The organism is Planococcus ruber (assembly GCF_022819085.1).
GTDB lineage: Bacteria > Bacillota > Bacilli > Bacillales_A > Planococcaceae > Planococcus > Planococcus ruber.
This window is the reverse complement of record NZ_JALHAG010000001.1, coordinates 868,557-885,599: the sequence shown is the minus strand read 5'-3', so window position 1 is coordinate 885,599 and position 17,043 is coordinate 868,557. Positions and strand designations below refer to the sequence as shown.

Sequence of the window (17,043 nt, the reverse complement as noted above, 5' to 3'; positions counted from 1 at the left end):
CATTTATGCTCTTTCCGATTGAAAGGAGGCTCAAATTTCAATTAACGGCGTCGAATTTCTTTAATTACTTCGACAATCAAAGCAATTTTCAATAAAACGTACATAACTTATAAACTCGAAGGAGTGGAATCGAATGAAAAACATGAAGACATTGCTTATCACCCTTATCGGGCTTGGTTTGATCCTGAGCGGCTGTGCCGGCTTCCAGACCAGCAACAATGACAAAGAATCGGTTAATGAAGACGGCAAAATTGTAGTCGATTTTTGGACATTCTGGGGTTCCGAAATCCGCCGCCCAGTCGTTGACAAGATTGTTGAAGATTTTAACGCTTCCCAAGATGAAATTGAAGTAAAGCATACTTATAGTCCGTGGGGAGATATCTGGACGAAGGAATTAGCGGCAATCGCTGCCGGGAATCCGCCGGATGTCGTCATAAACGATATCAATGCCACCGCCCTTCGCGGAAAAGAACAACAGGCAATGAATCTATCGGAATTCTACGATGACAGCTTCTCTGAAAAATTCTATCCGGAACTTTGGAATGCGACCCTTCATGAAGGCGATTCATACGGAATTCCTTTCAATACCGATACACGCGTCCTTTTCTATAACAAAGACGCCTTCGAAGAAGTAGGGCTGGACCCGGAAGATCCGCCTGAAACATGGGCTGAGCTTGAAGAATATGCAGCAAAATTGGATGTCAAAAACGGCAATAGCTACGATCGTCTCGGCTTTTATCCATTATGGGGCGTGGGCTACGATGTGTGGCTCCTGAACGCAAATGGCGAAAACTATTTCGGGCCGGACCACAATACGGATACTGTCAACATCAACACTGAAAAGAATGTAGAAGTCCTCAATTGGCTAAAATCCTGGAAAGACCGTATCGGCGAAGATGTCGTCAACTCATTCCAGGCGCAAATCGACAGCCAGCAAGGAAATCCATTCTTCAGCGGCGACTTGGCGATGATTGTCCAGCAGCCGACTTTCTATACGCAGATCCGCGACTATGCGGAAGATTTGAATTTCGGAGTCGTCCAGTTGCCTGAATACGAAGAAGGCAATGGCCACACAAGCTGGGGCGGCGGGTTTGTAGCAGAAATTCCGAAAGGTTCTAGCGATCCGGAAGCTGCTTGGAAATTTATCGAATACTTGACCGGTGCAGAATCACAGGAATATTGGGCGGTTAAAAACTTTGACAACGTAGCGAATATTGAAGCGGCTGAAGCAGCTGCCGAATCTGACGAATTGACGGAACAGGGCCAGATGGTTTACCAAATGGCAGTCGACAGCATGGAAGATACGTTGCTGACGCCGGCTCCAGTGGCAGCTCCAAGCTATTTCAACTACATCAATCCGCAGGTTGATGAATTCTTCCTTGGCTCAAAAACTGCCGAAGAGGCGCTTGCGAAAGCCCAGTCTGATGTGGAAGCATTGATCGAAAAAAATCAATAAGCGAGGAGGAAGTCCTTTGGGGAAAAGAGGATTGTCCATGAGGCGCAAAGAAAGCATCTACGGCTATATCTTCATTCTGCCGTTCATTATCGGTTTTATCGGTTTTACCGCCGGGCCGCTATTGTTTTCGTTTGCGGGAAGTTTCACAGACTACAATATAACATCACAGATGGAATTCATCGGAGTTGAAAACTACCAAACGCTTATCGTGGAAGATGGTCTTTTTCGGACTTCTTTATGGAATACGCTGTACTACGTACTGCTTTCGGTCCCTTTAACAACTTTAGGCGCCATTTTTCTTTCAGCGCTTCTGAATCAGGATGTACCAGGCATCCGTTTCTTTCGGACCTTGTACTACTTGCCGGCAATTCTGTCCGGGGTCGGCGTCTACCTTTTATGGATGCAGCTTCTTGAACCCGGAACCGGGATGGTCAACCTCGTTTTGGGCTGGGTCGGCATCGACGGGCCGAACTGGCTTTTTGATCCCGATTGGACAAAACCATCTTTGATCTTGATGAAATTATGGAGCGTCGGCGGTTCGATGCTCCTCTATCTCGCGAGCATGCAAGGTGTTTCGAAATCCTTGTACGAAGCAGCAGAAATTGACGGCGCGAGCCGGTGGCGGCAATTCATCCACATCACCATTCCCATGATCACGCCCGTCATTTTCTTTGACGTCGTGACAAGCCTGATCGGCGGCTTCCAAATTTTCCAGGAAGCGTACATCATGTCGGGGAATGGCGAAGGCGGCCCTGCCAATTCCCTCCTGTTCTACAATTTGTATATGTGGAACCAGGCATTCGAAAATTTCGATATGGGATACGCCATGGCGATGTCGTGGATCCTGTTCGTCATCGTATTCATCCTGACCGTCATCAACCTGAAACTTGCTCCCCGCTGGGTGCATTATGAAGGGGAGGATAAGTAAATGGACAAGCCGGAAGAAAAAACAGCTTATCTCGACGAACCGGAGAAATTGCAGACGATTTCAAAAACCGGATTTTTTCAGCATCGCGGAAACCGCAACAATATGTGGCGCGTATTCAATTTCGTTTTGCTCGCTGCAGGCAGTCTGCTGATTCTGTCGCCGCTCTGGTGGATGTTCGCCACTTCCCTTAAGACGATGGCGGAAGTCATGTCCTATCCGCCTTCTTTCTTCCCGGAATCCTGGGAATGGGGAAATTACATCCGAACTTGGCAAGTTGCGCCGTTCACGACTTATACGATCAACACCTTGACCATCACCACGTTAGTCGTGATCGGCAGCGTACTCGCGAATTCTTTTATCGCTTACGGATTTGCGAAAATTCCATTCCGGGGTAAAAACGTGTGGTTTGCGATTGTGCTGTCGACGATGATGATTCCTGGATTTGTTACGTTGATCCCGCAATACGTTTTATTTTCTAAATTGGGCTGGGTCAATACGTACTATCCGCTCATCGTTCCGCACTTTTTCGGAAGCGCATTTTACATCTTCCTGCTGCGCCAGTTCTATATGACGATTCCAACTGAACTGATCGAAGCGGCAAAAATGGAAGGTGCCAGCCACTTCTACATTTGGTGGAAAATCGGCCTTCCGCTAACGAAGCCGGCGCTTGCCACTGTAGCCATTTTCTCGTTTAACGGCGCTTGGAACGATTTCCTTGGTCCGCTTCTCTACTTGAACGATGAAAACCTGTATACTTTACAGCTTGGACTTGCCGTGTTTAAGGGACAATTGGATACCCAGTGGAATTACTTGATGGCAGGATCGCTTCTCGTGCTCCTTCCGGTCATTCTTTTGTTTTTCTTCTTCCAGAAATACTTTATCCAAGGCATCAATCTCCAGTCCGGAGGCAAATAAATGCAACGGCAAAAGACCCTTCGCAAAATCTTGCGGAGGGTTTTTTATTTGTTCACAGCAAGGCTATTTTCATTCAGCAATTTTAAGCAAACAAAAAAGGGCATCCCGGATACGGAATGCCCTTTTCTCCAGCGCTTAAACAGCGGCTGTTTTTTCTTTTTTGATCTGTTTGCTGCGCAATTGCCCGCAAGCTGCATCGATGTCGGCGCCTTGTTCTTGGCGAACGCCGCAGTTGATGCCTTTTTTCTTCAATGCATCGTAGAATGCACTGATGGCTTCCGGCGTGCTTTGCTGATACTGATCGTGTTCGCTGACCGAGTTGTACGGGATCAAGTTGACGTATGACAAGTGGCGCTTGTCTTCAAGCAACTTCGCCAATTGATTCGCTTCTTCGACATGGTCGTTCACGTCGCGCAATAAAATATATTCGAATGTGATGCGGCGGTTTGATTTTTCCAAGTAATAATCGATGGCCGCCATCAATTTCTCGATCGGATACGCTTTGTTGATCTTCATGATGCGTGAACGCAATTCGTTGTTCGGCGCATGGATGGAAATCGCCAAATTCACCTGCAAGCCTTCATCCGCATAATCGTAGATTTTCGGTACGATGCCGCTTGTCGATACCGTAATGTGGCGGGCGCCGATAGCCAATCCTTTTTGAGAGTTGACGACGTTCAAGAAGCCCATCAAGTTCGTGTAGTTGTCGAACGGTTCGCCGATACCCATAACCACGATGTGGCTTACGCGTTCATCTTTTTTCTGAGCGTCAAAGTGAGCTTGCACTTGCATGATCTGCTCAACGATTTCACCCGCGTTTAAATCGCGGCTCTTTTTCAAAAGTCCGCTGGCACAGAAACTGCAGCCGATGTTGCAGCCAACTTGCGTCGTTACACAGACCGAGTTTCCGTATTTAAAGCGCATCAATACGGTTTCGATCAAGTTGCCATCCTGCAGACGGAAAAGGAATTTGATCGTGCCATCTGCCGATTCCTGTTTTACCGCTTCTTCAAGGGTACGGATCGCAAAATTGTTTTCCAGCAATTCAATGACTTCTTTGCTCAGATTGTTCATCTGGGAAAATTCAGTCACGCGTTTAATATATAACCAGTCCCATACTTGTTCAGCACGGTACTTCTTTTGTCCATTTTCTAAAAACCATTCTTTTAGCTGATCAATCGTCATACCATAGATGGAATTTTTCATTATTAGAACCCTCATTTCAGAATTTCACAATTGCTTATTATAATACTAAAAATCCGGCTTGACAACAACCATTTTTGTTTACACAGAAAAATCTGTCTTTAAGACTGTGTAGCCCTTGCCATTTCCGGGTAAAGAATCCGGTAAAGGAGGTCTGTTTATGGGTGAAATCACGCATATCGGCTTAGCGGTGCCGGATCTTGACCAAGCCATCGATTGGTACAGCAAAGTCTTCGGCTTTTACACACTCGCCGGGCCATTTGACTTTGAAGCGGTTGAAGCAGATGAAGAAAACATGACGCAGGACTTGCAGGGAACCGATATCCAAAAGATGCGGAATGCGCATTTGATGTCACATAACGGGATCGGCATCGAATTATTCGAATTCCAGCAGCCCGCTTTCAACGATGAAACCCCTCCGCTTCATAAAGGATTTTTCCACATTTGCCTGATTGTCGATAATTTAGTGGAATCGATCGAACGCATTGTCCAGCATGGCGGCAAACAGCGCAGCAAAATCTGGCAAACAACGAAAGGCAAACCGCATTTCCTGGTGTACACCGAGGACCCTTTCGGCAACATCATTGAACTTTACACTAGAAACACTTCAGAAATGTACGCCAATAAATAAAAGAACCAGCTGATGCTTAATCAGCTGGTTTTATCTATTTATACAAATTGTTCTTTTTTCGGAAGCATCGAGCCGTGATTTGCGAAATTCGCATGCCATGAGAAAGCTTTCTCCAGGACATGCGGCGTTTGCCCGCCACGTGTCAATGCCTCTTCGTAATATTCACGCAGCGCTGCCCGGTACGTAGGGTGTACGCAGTTTTCGATGATCACTTCGACACGCTCACGAGGTGCAAGGCCGCGAAGATCTGCGTAGCCTTGTTCGGTTACAACGATGTCCACATCATGTTCGGTGTGGTCAATATGAGAAGCGAAAGGCACGATGCTTGAAATATTGCCGCCTTTGGCAATGGATTTCGTCACAAAGATGGCCAGGCGGGCATTGCGGGCAAAATCGCCGGAACCGCCGATGCCATTCATCATTTTCGTTCCGCATACATGCGTCGAGTTGACGTTGCCGTAAATATCGAATTCCAGCGCCGTATTGATGGAAATTAATCCGAGGCGGCGGATCACTTCCGGATGGTTGGAAATCTCCTGCGGGCGCATGACGATTTTATTGCGGTAATTCTCGAACTCGCTGTAGACCTGTTTCATCTTTTCATCTGAAAGCGTGATGGAACAGCAAGAAGCGAATTCCACTTTGCCCGCGTCGATCAAATCGAAGACCGCGTCCTGCAGCACTTCCGAATAGACTTCGAGTCCCTCAAACTCCGAATCCAGCATGCCGTGGAGTACCGCATTCGCGACTGATCCGATGCCCGACTGGAGCGGCGCCAACGATTCGGTCAACCGCCCGGCGCGAATTTCAGAACGGAAGAATTCCAGCAGGTGGTCGGCCATGATTTTTGTTTCCGCATCAGGCGCTACAATGGTGGAAGGCGAATCCAATTGTTCCGTGAAGACAATTCCTCTCACTTTTTCCATATCGACGGGTATGCCGATTGTTCCAATACGCTGATCGACTGTCGTCAACGGAATCGGTGACCGCTCGCCTTGTTTGCCGGTGTCGTAAATATCATGAAGCCCTTCAAACAATTCAGGCTGCGCCATGTTAATTTCCACGATGATGTTTTGTGCGTGTTTGGCAAAAACAGCAGAGTTTCCGACAGAAGTCGTCGGGATAATCATGCCGTCTGCCGTTATGGATAAGGCTTCGACAATTGCAAAGTCAATCGGTTCTGTCACTCCGGATCTGACCCATTCAGCAGTGTGGGACAAGTGATGGTCGACAAACAGCATGTCGCCTTCATTGATTTTTTTGCGCATTGCCGGCTCTGCCTGGAACGGCAGACGCTTGTTGACGATGTCCGCTTCAGCGAAGACGCGGTCGATATCTGATCCAAGCGACGCACCTGTAAAGATGTTCACTTTAAATTTTTCTGTGTCAGTCCGTTTCACCAATGCAAAAGGAACCGCTTTCACGTCGCCAGCACGCGTAAATCCGCTAAGCCCCAATGTCATTCCGTCTTTGATCCATGAAGCCGCCTCTTCCGGTGTCACGATGCGCTGCTGCAATTCTACAGCCTTGATGCGTGCAAGTTTGTTCTTCATATCGATCACTCTCTTTCCGATTTTAGTCACTAAAACAGCATATATTCACAAGATAAAGCGTTTTCATGAGCGTGCGCTCAGTCAAAAACCGCATTCAATCTAATAGGGTCTAGTTTTTTAATTATTAGATAACTTTATCTTAAAATGTGTCCAAAATGTGTTTTGCCGGTTAAAAGAGTGAGAAGAACGAGTGAGACAGAAATTCCAATGGCTCAAGCAGTATTTTCTAAAATCCCAGCATTTTCCTAAAATAACTTGAGTAGGATTGGCTGACGGGAATCCGGTCTCCGTTGTTCATCGCCAGCACAAAAGTCGAATGGGTATCTGGATAAATTTCTTTTATATGGTGAACATTGACGATAAACGAGCGGTGGCACCGGATGAACCGATCCCGCGGCAATAAAAATTCAAATTCCTGCAATGTATTTTTATTGGTGCCGGATAGTTCAGCTGCATAGACATGGGTTTTCCGGTCCTTCACTTCCAGATAAGCCACTTGCGCAAAAGGGATGGGCTTCCAGCCGTCGGAAGTTTTTACGGTCACAACTGATTTCCCTTCGGTGAACGCCGGATAAATGGCAATTACGCAGCCTCCCAGTACGCCTTCTTTTTCAAAAGGCACTGCCATTCCATGATAAGGCACCCCGAACACATCCCGATCGACGAATTCAGAAGATTTTTGGTTAGTGGTTAAGGCCATATGCGCCATGCTGCCTTCTTTTATCGGGTCCCCGGGACGAATTTTCAAATCGATTCTTTTGCTCGGCCGGTAGTAGATATATTCCTTCGTATTGGTGACAACAATCGATACTTCATCAGAGAACAATTCTCCCATAACATCAAGCAACGAACTTTGCGTAAACCATTCCATAAGACGGCCCCTGCCTTTCTTTCCTAATATTTCTTAATGATACCGTTCTGGCTCCTGACTATCACTATAAGTGAAAACAGCCGCCCATAATAGGGCAGCTGTTGATGTAACTTCTAAAGCATTGTGCCGGTCTGAGCTAATTTTGCATGCCAGGAGAAGGCCTTTTCCAAAACATGCGGAGTTTGTCCCCCGCGTTCCAGTGCTTCTCTGTAGTATTCAAGCATTTTTTCTTTGTACGTTGGATGCACACAATTTTCGATGATCAACTTCGAACGTTCGCGCGGTGCGAGTCCGCGAAGATCCGCGTAGCCCTGCTCCGTCACTACGATGTCCACATCATGCTCCGTATGGTCGATGTGCGTGGCAAAAGGCACCACACTGGAAATCCTTCCGCCTTTCGCAATCGATTTCGTTACGAAGATGGACAGCCGCGCATTTCGGGCAAAGTCTCCGGAACCGCCGATGCCGTTCATCATTTTCGTGCCGGACACATGGGTCGAGTTGACGTTGCCGTAAATATCGAATTCCAATGCCGTGTTGATGGAGATGAGTCCGAGGCGGCGAATGATTTCAGGATGATTGGAAATCTCCTGCGGCCGCAAAATTAATTTCTCCCGGTATTTTTCAAAATTTGAAAATACCTGTTTCATCTTTTCTTCAGACAAGGTGATGGACGAGCTGGAAGCGAAACGGACTTTCCCGGCATCCATCAACTCAAATACCGCATCCTGCAGCACTTCCGAATAAACTTCCAAATCTTCAAACTCCGAATCGATCAGGCCGTGAAGAACAGCATTCGCCACTGTTCCGATGCCAGATTGCAGCGGTGCAAGTTTGTTTGTCAGGCGCCCTGCGCGAACTTCCGAGCGAAGAAAGTTCAGCAAATGCCCCGCCATCATTTCCGTTTCTTCATCTGATTCGGCGATCGTTGAAGGCGAATCGGGCTGGTTCGTAAAAATAATGCCCCGCACTTTATTCAAATCCACGGGGATTCCCGGAACGCCGAGCCGGTCATTCACATGCGTCAATGGAATCGGTGAACGCTCCCCTTGCTTGCCGGTATCGTAAATATCATGAATCCCTTCGAATAAAGCCGGCTGGGCTGTATTGATTTCCACAATGACGTTTTTAGCGTATTGCACGAACAGCGCCGAGTTGCCGACAGACGTTGTCGGAATAATCAATCCATCTTCTGTAATGCCGAGCGCTTCAATGATGGCAAAATCAATGGGCTCAATGACGCCCGCTTTAATCCACTCGGCCGTCTGGGACAGATGGTGATCGACAAACAGCATGTCGCCTTCGTTGATTTTTCGGCGCATCGTTGCATCTGCCTGGAACGGCAGACGCTTATTGACGATGCCCGCTTCTGCAAATAATTTGTCGATATCCGAACCTAAAGAAGCGCCGGTAAAAATATTCACTTTAAAAGTTTCCGTTTCTGCACGTCTGACGAGCGCCAGCGGAACCGCCTTGGCGTCGCCGGCGCGTGTAAATCCACTTAATCCGAGTGTCATGCCGTCCTGGATCCATGAAGCTGCGAGGTCGGCGTCAATAACTCGGTCCTGCAATTGAATGGCTTTGATGCGTTCGATGGTTTTTTCCATTTCAGTCACCTTTCGTGGCTTGAATGCCGTTCTTGTTACCTTAATTATACCTTACCTCCGCCCCTCTTCTATAAACCCCAGCGCTCTGTTTCTACTATATTAAATTCGGCCTTCACACCACTGTAACAAATGAAGAAGATTTCACTCTTCTATGTAAGCGTTTTATTTGACCTTATCGATTACGATATTTAAATAATTTAATCTCAAAAACCGCAGTCTGTTAGGCTCTATAAAATTTTGTGAATATTTATATAATAGAATAATAAATTGTTTTGCAACATGTTATTTTTATGTCCAAAACCCATTGACTTTGAGGTTTTTTCATCATAATATAGGAAAGTTGTTAAAATCAGATATATTTTCGCAATAACTTTATGTGAAACGAGATACCATCTATGTCTTCATCCCAACAATAAAGATGATTATTTTAATGACCACTTTATTTATACCCATAACAAGTTTCGGAATCACTGGGCCGGTCATTCCGGCTTACCTGGAATCGATTAACCAAGGCGGTATGGCTTCGGGGATGATCATTGGTGGATGGATGCTGATTACTGCCGGCGGATGTTTATTTTACCTAACCAATACGTTATGGAGGGTCTTTCAGCCCTAGCTGATAAATAAAAGAATTCATTTTATAGAAAAGAGGATTTACCTGCAATGTCTCCTGAACAAAGAAAGAAAATCACCATCCTGATGATCAATATGTTTATCGCGATTGCCAGCTTTGGCATTATCGTCCCCATCCTTCCCGCGTATTTGGTTTCCATCAACCAAGGCGGCACGGCAGCGGGGCTGATGATCGCCATTTTCGCCGGCGCTCAATTATTGTTCTCGCCGCTTGGCGGAAAATGGGCGGATGTCTACGGACCGCGCAAAGTCATCATCATCGGTTTATCGCTTTTGACCGTTTCCATGCTGATGTTCTACGCTACGGATTCCATTTGGATTCTGTATGCATCGCGCATCATCGGCGGAATCGGCGATGCGTTCCTCGTCCCTGGAATCTTCACCTATGTGGCAGGCATCACAACGCCTGCTCAGCGCGCGAAAGGGACCGGGCTTGTCACAGCTTCCATGTCGCTCGGCTTAGTCATCGGACCGGGAATCGGCGGATTTTTAGCCGACTTCGACTTGAAGCTGCCGTTTCTCGTGTCAGCGTTCGTTACATTCACCGCGGTGCTGTTTTCATTTGTCATGCTGAAAGAAATTGCACCGACGGAAGAAAGCACGAAACAGGCGGAAGAATTCGCCAAAGACGAATCGATGCTCGAACAGATTGGGCGTTCGGTTAAAATGCCGTATTTTATTCCGTTAATCATCACTTTCGTTATGAGTTTTGGACTGGTCGCTTATGAGTCGGTGATCGGCATGTATTTAACAACCGAATATGGCTCAACTTCAAAAGACATTGCGATGATGATTACGGCAACCGGCTTGATCAGCGTCATTGTCCAAATGTTCATCGTTGACCGCCTTGTGCGCCGTTTCGGCGAAGTGCCGGTGCTTATTGCGTTTCTTGGCCTTGCGGCTTTTGGTTTCGTCTTGTCGCTGGTTGCGGGAAGCTACGCCACTTTCTTCGGCGTCTCGCTGGTCATTTTCCTGGCAATGGCCATTCTTCGGCCCGTCCTCAATATCTTGATCTCAAAGATGGCGCAAGGCGAAGTCGGATTTGCCATGGGCATGAACACTTCCTATATGAGCCTTGGCAATGTGCTTGGCCCGTTATCGGCTGGATTGCTGTTCGACTTTAATATCAATTATCCGTTCATTTTAGGGCTTGGGTTGTTGATCCTCACCTTGTCCATTGCGATTGCTTGGCGCAGCTCACGGGCAGCCAAGGCACTCGCTGTTCTCCATCATGAAGAATTGAAAGAAGCGGTCCAATAAACTCGCTTTCCTGCAAAGAAGCTGTCCAGATGCAATTCCGGGAAGCTTCTTTTTGCATGGTAAAAATCTTGAATAAAAAACAAATTAAAGCGGAGTTCATTCCATTGACAGGAACTTTGTACTCAAATAATATGGTGAAGCTGAGAAAAAATATCCAGAACAGTCTATAGAAGAAATGAGGGTGCTTCCATGTCGCCAGATCAACGAAAAAAGATTTTTATCCTGATGATCAATATGTTCATCGCCATCGCGAGCTTCGGAATTGTCATTCCGATTTTGCCTTCCTATTTGGCCTCCATTAATCAGGGCGGTATGGCCGCCGGTTTGATGATTGCCATTTTTGCAGCTGCCCAATTCCTGTTTTCTCCGATTGCCGGAAAGTGGGCAGATCAGTACGGCCGCCGGAAAATGATCATTTACGGCCTGCTCGGATTGACCATTTCCATGTTCGTCTTTTATGCCTCTGACCTTATCGCGGTCCTTTACCTGTCCCGTGTCATCGGCGGAGTGGGCGCAGCGATGCTCGTCCCGGCCATCTTCGCTTATATCGCGGACATCACCACATTCGATCAGCGCGCAAAAGGCACGAGCTTAGTATCGGCTGCGATGTCACTCGGCATCGTCGTCGGACCCGGAATCGGCGGTTTTCTGGCAGATTACAGCCTGAAATTGCCTTTCCTGGTTTCTGCACTTGTTTCATTGGTTGCGGTCCTCTTCTCTGTCGTTCTCTTGAAAGACAGCGACGCTGTTGAAGGAAATCCGGTTGTGGAATCGACTGTTCCTGATGAAGAGTCGATGTTCACAAAAATTGGCCGTTCGGTGAAGATGCCGTATTTCATTCCTCTGGTTATTACGCTGGTCATGAGCTTCGGCTTGTTGGCCTATGAATCCGTCGTTGGTTTGTACTTGGACAACCAGTTCAACTCTACTGCGAAAGACATCGCCTTCATGATTACTGCGACCGGCGTTGTCAGCGTCATCGTTCAATTGTTTATCGTGGACCGCATTGTCCGCCGCTTCGGAGAAGTCGCGATTTTAGTGTTCTTCCTCGGAGTTACGGCAATCGGCTTCCTATTGTCATTGTTCGCCGGCAGCTACGCCATGTTCTTCGGTGTATCGCTCGTCATCTTCATGGCGACTTCGATCCTCCGCCCTGTTTTGAACACGTTGATTTCAAAAATGGCAGAAGGCGAAGTCGGATTCGCAATGGGCATGAACAATGCCTACATGAGTATCGGCAATGTCATCGGGCCGCTTCTTGCGGGCGTGCTGTATGACGTCAATATCATCTTCCCGTTCATTTTGGGTCTGGCGATGCTATTAGTCACCATGTTTATCACAGTGGTTTGGCAACGCTCAAGAGCTGCCAAATCTGCTGCGGTCCTCTAAATTCAATCCAAGCGAAAGGCTCCTTGTATAGGGGCCTTTTGAGTTTTCGAGAAACTAATTGGATTCGAGCATCTGCTTCTGGAATCCGCACTGCGGCGCTATGGACTTGCTTCCCGCAATAAGCCGAGAAAATCACTCGTCTTATTGCTCCAGCCCGTCCGGAACCGCGCCGGCGCTGGAACACTTTCCAAAGATATGGGACAACACAGCGGAGACGATGTTTTATAAAGGTATCGTTTTAAAACACTTGCTTCTTCGCAAGCTCGTTGCAAAGCAATTGACCTCGTAAGCCATGGGCAATCGCTTCGCAGCGGTTTTGTGGAATATCGAGTTTCTATACGAAATTTTTTCCATTTCTATTTTTCAACACATTGAAAAGGCTCCTTGTATAGGGGACTTTTTCATTCTTCTTATACAGTTTTGGTTAAACTTTGCGATATTGCCTATAAAGTTGTATAATTATTATACAAACAATCTAAAGAAATGTAGGTAATGCTATGTACAATATTAAAGCAGCTGCCAAAATTTTAGATATGCCGAAAGTGACGATCCGTTCGTGGGAAACCCGTTACAACGCTATTACGCCTGCGCGTACGGAATCCGGACACCGGCTTTATTCGGATCAGAACCTCGAAGATTTAAAATGGCTTAAAATTCAAGTACAAGATCGAGGCATTAAAATCAGCGAAGCCGTGAAACAATTGCACGCTTCCAAAAGAAATCCTGTTGAAAAAGAGAAAACGCCTGAACCTGTAAGTTCAGAGCCTTACCATAAACAAGTCCAGGAACTGTATTTGGCAGCTTCCGAAATGGACACCGAACGGTTCAATTATTTATTGGATCTTCATTTTTCATTGTTCCATTACCGGACCGTGTTCTTTTCCATCATCGTGCCGCTTATGGTCCGCATCGGCGAAGAGTGGGAAAACGGTTCGTTGACGGTAGCGCACGAGCATTTAATCACCAATATTGTCCAACAGCGCTTCAACCAATTTTTCCGGGTATTCCCGATTTCACCTGAGCTGCCGAAAGTGATGGCTCTATGCCCGAGCGGTGAGCATCACCAATTAGGTTTATTGCTTTTTAGTTTGTTCATGCGCGAAAACGGCTACCAGGTGATGTACTTTGGCGAAAATACGCCGCTTGACGGCATTGCCCAGCTGACAATCGAACACGATATTGAAATTACTTGTATGGCGGTTTCTTCCCCGCGCATGCTGCCTGCGATCAATCAATACATCGACAGCATTGCCGCAGAAAAGCCTGAAATGCAATTCTTGATCGGCGGTGCTGGCATCAACGAACAGAAATCCGAAAAAAACAGATGGTTCCTTGGCGATTCTTACGATTTATGGCAAGAATGGCTGGATCAACAAGCAAAAAACCCCTTAAGCAGAGCTTAAGGGGTTTTATCGTTGGAGCAGCTTAAAAAATCTGCTCTTACTGAAGGTCGAGGTCTTGATAGTCTTTTTGGTAAGGCCCGTTATCCGTTACTTCCGAATGGTACAAGGCTTTCAACGCAAAGCTTTTTTCCAGTTCCATCTCTTTCATCAATACTTTCAGGCGCTTTTTCAACTCCGGATGATCGTTCACGAGCTGCTCCATCTTGGATTTCGTGTATTTCATGTTTCGTGCCACTCCTTTCAGATCTCTTGCTTCTATTATAGCACTGCTTTAAAGCAACGAAAAACGCACCTGCTTCTGCAGATGCGTTTTTTATTTCATTTAACTGATGACGTGGAAAACAAAATTCACTAAGAACAAGCCGGCAATGATGTAAAGCGTCATCGAGACTTCCCGCCATTTTCCGATTGCGATTTTCAGCACCGGGTACAAGATAAAGCCGATGGCAATACCGTCCGCAATGCTGTACGTAAACGGAATCAGCGCAATGATAAATAGCGCAGGGAAACTTTCGCTCATGTCTTTCATGTCTAAGTTGCGGATATTCTGAAGCATCAGTCCGCCCACGATGATCAGGATCGGCGCAATGGCGCTGTCCGGTATCAGTTTGATGACGGGGATGAAGAATACCGAAACGAGAAACAGCAAGCCGGTGGTGACTGCCGTCAGGCCTGTACGGCCGCCAGCAGCCATGGCTGAAGCACTTTCAGCACTCGCCACTGTCGGACTCGTGCCAAATATGCCGGAGGCCATTGCGGATACCGAAGTCGCCTGGAATGCGCGCCCGAACTTTTGCGGGTGTTCGATGAACGACACTTGCCCCTGCACCGTGCCGATGTTTTCAAAGACGATGACCATCGTCAAGGAAAACACGGCAATCCAGAACGTCATCGATAAGATGCCGTCAAACGTCAAGGCACCAAAAACGGCGAACGCTTCCGACAACTCGACGCCCGATCCGCTCATTCCGCTCGGATCAATCAATCCGAAGAAGGAAGCAATCACAGTACCCAATACAATCGTAATCAGGAAATTCCCCGGAACATTGCGAATAAACAGCACGATTGCGACGACAAAAGTCAAAACAGTTGCCAGGACATGCGCCTCGCCAAGAGAGCCCAGTGCCAAAATCGAATTGGAACCATTCACCACGATGCCGCCTTTTTCAAGACCGATCAGCATGAGGAATAAACCAAGTCCAACCGTAATCGCTTCTTTCAGCGAATACGGCACGGCAGCACTCAGCATTTTTGCCAAACGCGTAAACGCAATAATGACAAAAATGATGCCGGATACAAAAACCACTGTCAATGCTTCAGGCCAAGACAAGCCCATCGATTGCACCATCGTATAAGAGAATAACGCATTGATTCCCATGCCCGGCACAAGCAAAATCGGCGCATTGCCCCAGAAGCCCATGACGAGACAGCCAAATACGGACGCTGCAATCGTCGCGATAATCGCGGCTTCAAGCGGCATACCCGATTCGGACAAGATCAATGAGTTGACGGCAATGATATACACCACCGTAAAAAAGCCGATGACACCTGCCGACATCTCCCGTTTAACTGTCGTTTCGTTCATTTGAAGACCAAAAAAACGGTCCATCCAATTACTCATTTCTACGACCTTCTATTAAATTAGCCCTCTCCCAACCCGCTCTTCCCAATAAATAAAATAGGTGAGCCAATATAGGAGTTTAATCGAAAAAATCAGGTGTGTCAAGGGATGGAGCTTGATAGTGATTGGGTAAAAATTATGAGCGCGCGCATTTTATTTTGAACGCGCGCAAATCTGTTTGAACGCGCGCATTTCTCTCTGAGCGCGCACAAATTCATTTGAACGAGTGTATTTTTTCCTGAGCGCGCACAAATTTATTTGAACGAGCGTATCGCCTCATCTCCCCTTTTCGCAAGAGAAAAGCAGGCACATGATTGTTTTTAAAATCGTTTCTCTAAATTTATTTAAAGAGTGCTATACTTCATTTAATTCAATTGAAAGAGGTGTTTTATGGAAAAGAGATCAATCGGAATGATGGCCCGGTCGGAAGGATTGGAACGGTTAATTAACCGGCTGCCGGCTGAGCATCAAAGTCAAAGTTATCTTCAGAAAGAGCTGCACCGCACTGCTTCCGGAGCAAGAGGCGAACATCGAATCGAAGCCCGGTTCAATGAGTTTTATTTAGATGAGGATTATAGTGTGATGTGGAATGTTCAATTACAATTAGGCAATTGGCCTATCCAAATGGACGGATTGCTTTTGACAAAACGCTGCGCGATTGTGATTGAGTCCAAGAACATCAGCGGCAAAATCCACTTCGATGAAAAGACTGGCGAGTTTTACCGATTTGATGAAGACAGCGTGAAAACCGTCATGGAAGATCCGCAGATTCAACTCCGCAAGAACGTCCGCTTTCTATCCATCTGGTTCAAGAAACATAAGATTCCCCTGCCAGTTCAAGGCCTCATCGTCTTCACAGCGAAAAAGTGCGAGTTCATCTCAAAACCAGCCCGCACCCTTATTTGCAAAACTTATCAGATGCCGGAAATGCTTTTGAAAATTCATGAAGCCCATCCCCCAATGGCTGCGAACCTCCCACTTCTCAAAATAAAAGATATGCTGCTATCAAGTCAAACCCCTTTTGTAGAAATTCCATTGTGCCAACGATATTTTATCCATCCTAGGGAATTGAAGACCGGTGTATATTGCCGAAACTGCCAATCGCTCACGATGTTCCGAACGAAACGGAGTTGGCATTGTCAGTCCTGCCGTCATCAGGATCTGCTGGCTCACGAATTTGCGCTGCAGGAATACTTCTCTTTAATCGATACAACCATTACGAATGAAAGATTTCGCGAGTTTTGCGGACTCGATTCTCGCCATGTGGCTGGGCGGTTATTAAGCCAATTTGATTTGCAAACGACCGGCGAATCGAAAGCACGGTGTTATCGATTGAAAGATTAGAAGCAATGTGTGCTTTTAGATGCGTAGCGCGCGCATTTTTTATTGAACGCGCGCAAATCTGTTTGAACGCGCGCATTTCTCTCTGAGCGCGCACAAATTCATTTGAACGAGCGTATTTCTCTCCCAACGCTCGCATTCCCATCCCAACGCACGCAAACAAAATCAGCCTATTGAAAAACCAGCCGGCATGCCAAAACCAGGGCTGTTTCGCCGGCGAAACAGCCCGACA

15 protein-coding genes are annotated in these 17,043 nt (G+C 46.8%); 9 read left to right on the top strand and 6 right to left on the bottom strand.

The genetic code is table 11. The annotated features are described in order from the left end of the window. The first annotated feature begins 133 nt into the window (after positions 1 to 133). From MTR82_RS04520 to MTR82_RS04510, 3 genes are read left to right on the top strand one after another with little or no spacing between them, the layout of a single operon-like run. Positions 134 to 1,456 carry an ABC transporter substrate-binding protein gene (locus MTR82_RS04520; RefSeq protein ID WP_246807980.1) on the top strand — a complete coding sequence of 441 codons (1,323 nt, stop codon included), beginning with the start codon at positions 134 to 136 and terminating at the stop codon, positions 1,454 to 1,456. A gap of 16 nt (positions 1,457 to 1,472) precedes the next feature. Next, entirely contained in the window at positions 1,473 to 2,384 is a 912-nt protein-coding gene (locus MTR82_RS04515; RefSeq protein ID WP_234398914.1) for a carbohydrate ABC transporter permease, read from the top strand. After that, positions 2,385 to 3,299 (top strand): carbohydrate ABC transporter permease, encoded by a 915-nt coding sequence (locus tag MTR82_RS04510; RefSeq protein WP_324607144.1) that lies wholly within the window; start codon positions 2,385 to 2,387, stop codon positions 3,297 to 3,299. Positions 3,300 to 3,434: 135 nt separating this feature from the next. On the opposite strand, the gene rlmN is transcribed toward MTR82_RS04510, so the two are convergent. Next, on the bottom strand, positions 3,435 to 4,505 hold the full coding sequence (gene rlmN, locus MTR82_RS04505) for a dual-specificity RNA methyltransferase RlmN (RefSeq protein ID WP_052650185.1): 1,071 nt from the start codon (positions 4,503 to 4,505) through the stop codon (positions 3,435 to 3,437). A gap of 157 nt (positions 4,506 to 4,662) precedes the next feature. Between rlmN and MTR82_RS04500 the strand changes: the two genes are divergently transcribed. Next, entirely contained in the window at positions 4,663 to 5,133 is a 471-nt protein-coding gene (locus MTR82_RS04500; protein WP_246807979.1) for a VOC family protein, read from the top strand. A gap of 38 nt (positions 5,134 to 5,171) precedes the next feature. Here the strand turns inward: MTR82_RS04500 and MTR82_RS04495 are convergent, their stop codons facing one another. From MTR82_RS04495 to MTR82_RS04485, 3 genes are all read right to left on the bottom strand, one after another. After that, complete coding sequence (locus MTR82_RS04495; RefSeq protein ID WP_246807978.1) at positions 5,172 to 6,686, bottom strand: acetyl-CoA hydrolase/transferase family protein; 1,515 nt, start codon at positions 6,684 to 6,686, stop codon at positions 5,172 to 5,174. Between the two features lie 226 nt (positions 6,687 to 6,912). Beyond that, a complete protein-coding gene (locus MTR82_RS04490) occupies positions 6,913 to 7,557 on the bottom strand; it encodes a LytTR family DNA-binding domain-containing protein (protein ID WP_246807977.1) in 645 nt (214 codons plus the stop codon). A gap of 113 nt (positions 7,558 to 7,670) precedes the next feature. Beyond that, positions 7,671 to 9,164, bottom strand: a complete 1,494-nt coding sequence (locus tag MTR82_RS04485; protein ID WP_246807976.1) for an acetyl-CoA hydrolase/transferase family protein — start codon at positions 9,162 to 9,164, stop codon at positions 7,671 to 7,673. A 430-nt stretch (positions 9,165 to 9,594) separates the two neighbouring features. Between MTR82_RS04485 and MTR82_RS04480 the strand changes: the two genes are divergently transcribed. The 4 genes from MTR82_RS04480 (at position 9,595) to MTR82_RS04465 (ending at position 13,849) form a co-directional block, all read left to right on the top strand. Next, positions 9,595 to 9,780: a hypothetical protein gene (locus tag MTR82_RS04480; protein WP_246807974.1), complete on the top strand. Its 186-nt coding sequence runs from the start codon at positions 9,595 to 9,597 to the stop codon at positions 9,778 to 9,780. A gap of 47 nt (positions 9,781 to 9,827) precedes the next feature. Further along, a complete protein-coding gene (locus MTR82_RS04475) occupies positions 9,828 to 11,057 on the top strand; it encodes an MFS transporter (RefSeq protein ID WP_246807973.1) in 1,230 nt (409 codons plus the stop codon). A 189-nt stretch (positions 11,058 to 11,246) separates the two neighbouring features. Continuing rightward, a complete protein-coding gene (locus tag MTR82_RS04470; RefSeq protein ID WP_246807971.1) occupies positions 11,247 to 12,446 on the top strand; it encodes an MFS transporter in 1,200 nt (399 codons plus the stop codon). Positions 12,447 to 12,943: 497 nt separating this feature from the next. Then, complete coding sequence (locus MTR82_RS04465; protein ID WP_246807969.1) at positions 12,944 to 13,849, top strand: MerR family transcriptional regulator; 906 nt, start codon at positions 12,944 to 12,946, stop codon at positions 13,847 to 13,849. A gap of 37 nt (positions 13,850 to 13,886) precedes the next feature. On the opposite strand, the gene MTR82_RS04460 is transcribed toward MTR82_RS04465, so the two are convergent. Beyond that, complete coding sequence (locus tag MTR82_RS04460; RefSeq protein ID WP_052650164.1) at positions 13,887 to 14,072, bottom strand: hypothetical protein; 186 nt, start codon at positions 14,070 to 14,072, stop codon at positions 13,887 to 13,889. 99 nt (positions 14,073 to 14,171) lie between these two features. Beyond that, on the bottom strand, positions 14,172 to 15,470 hold the full coding sequence (locus tag MTR82_RS04455; protein WP_246807967.1) for an NCS2 family permease: 1,299 nt from the start codon (positions 15,468 to 15,470) through the stop codon (positions 14,172 to 14,174). Between the two features lie 390 nt (positions 15,471 to 15,860). Here MTR82_RS04455 and MTR82_RS04450 point away from each other — a divergent pair, with 390 nt between their 5' ends. Beyond that, on the top strand, positions 15,861 to 16,814 hold the full coding sequence (locus MTR82_RS04450) for a nuclease-related domain-containing protein (RefSeq protein WP_246807964.1): 954 nt from the start codon (positions 15,861 to 15,863) through the stop codon (positions 16,812 to 16,814). Positions 16,815 to 17,043 lie beyond the last annotated feature (229 nt).

Excerpts from the sequence above, each read along its gene's own strand:
- MTR82_RS04520 (WP_246807980.1), top strand. The coding sequence starts at position 134 with ATGAAAAACATGAAGACATTGCTTATCACCCTTATCGGGCTTGGTTTG.
- MTR82_RS04510 (WP_324607144.1), top strand. The coding sequence starts at position 2,385 with ATGGACAAGCCGGAAGAAAAAACAGCTTATCTCGACGAACCGGAGAAA.
- rlmN (WP_052650185.1), bottom strand. The coding sequence starts at position 4,505 with ATGAAAAATTCCATCTATGGTATGACGATTGATCAGCTAAAAGAATGG.
- MTR82_RS04500 (WP_246807979.1), top strand. The coding sequence starts at position 4,663 with ATGGGTGAAATCACGCATATCGGCTTAGCGGTGCCGGATCTTGACCAA.
- MTR82_RS04495 (WP_246807978.1), bottom strand. The coding sequence starts at position 6,686 with ATGAAGAACAAACTTGCACGCATCAAGGCTGTAGAATTGCAGCAGCGC.
- MTR82_RS04490 (WP_246807977.1), bottom strand. The coding sequence starts at position 7,557 with ATGGAATGGTTTACGCAAAGTTCGTTGCTTGATGTTATGGGAGAATTG.
- MTR82_RS04485 (WP_246807976.1), bottom strand. The coding sequence starts at position 9,164 with ATGGAAAAAACCATCGAACGCATCAAAGCCATTCAATTGCAGGACCGA.
- MTR82_RS04480 (WP_246807974.1), top strand. The coding sequence starts at position 9,595 with ATGACCACTTTATTTATACCCATAACAAGTTTCGGAATCACTGGGCCG.
- MTR82_RS04475 (WP_246807973.1), top strand. The coding sequence starts at position 9,828 with ATGTCTCCTGAACAAAGAAAGAAAATCACCATCCTGATGATCAATATG.
- MTR82_RS04470 (WP_246807971.1), top strand. The coding sequence starts at position 11,247 with ATGTCGCCAGATCAACGAAAAAAGATTTTTATCCTGATGATCAATATG.
- MTR82_RS04465 (WP_246807969.1), top strand. The coding sequence starts at position 12,944 with ATGTACAATATTAAAGCAGCTGCCAAAATTTTAGATATGCCGAAAGTG.
- MTR82_RS04460 (WP_052650164.1), bottom strand. The coding sequence starts at position 14,072 with ATGAAATACACGAAATCCAAGATGGAGCAGCTCGTGAACGATCATCCG.
- MTR82_RS04455 (WP_246807967.1), bottom strand. The coding sequence starts at position 15,470 with ATGAGTAATTGGATGGACCGTTTTTTTGGTCTTCAAATGAACGAAACG.
- MTR82_RS04450 (WP_246807964.1), top strand. The coding sequence starts at position 15,861 with ATGGAAAAGAGATCAATCGGAATGATGGCCCGGTCGGAAGGATTGGAA.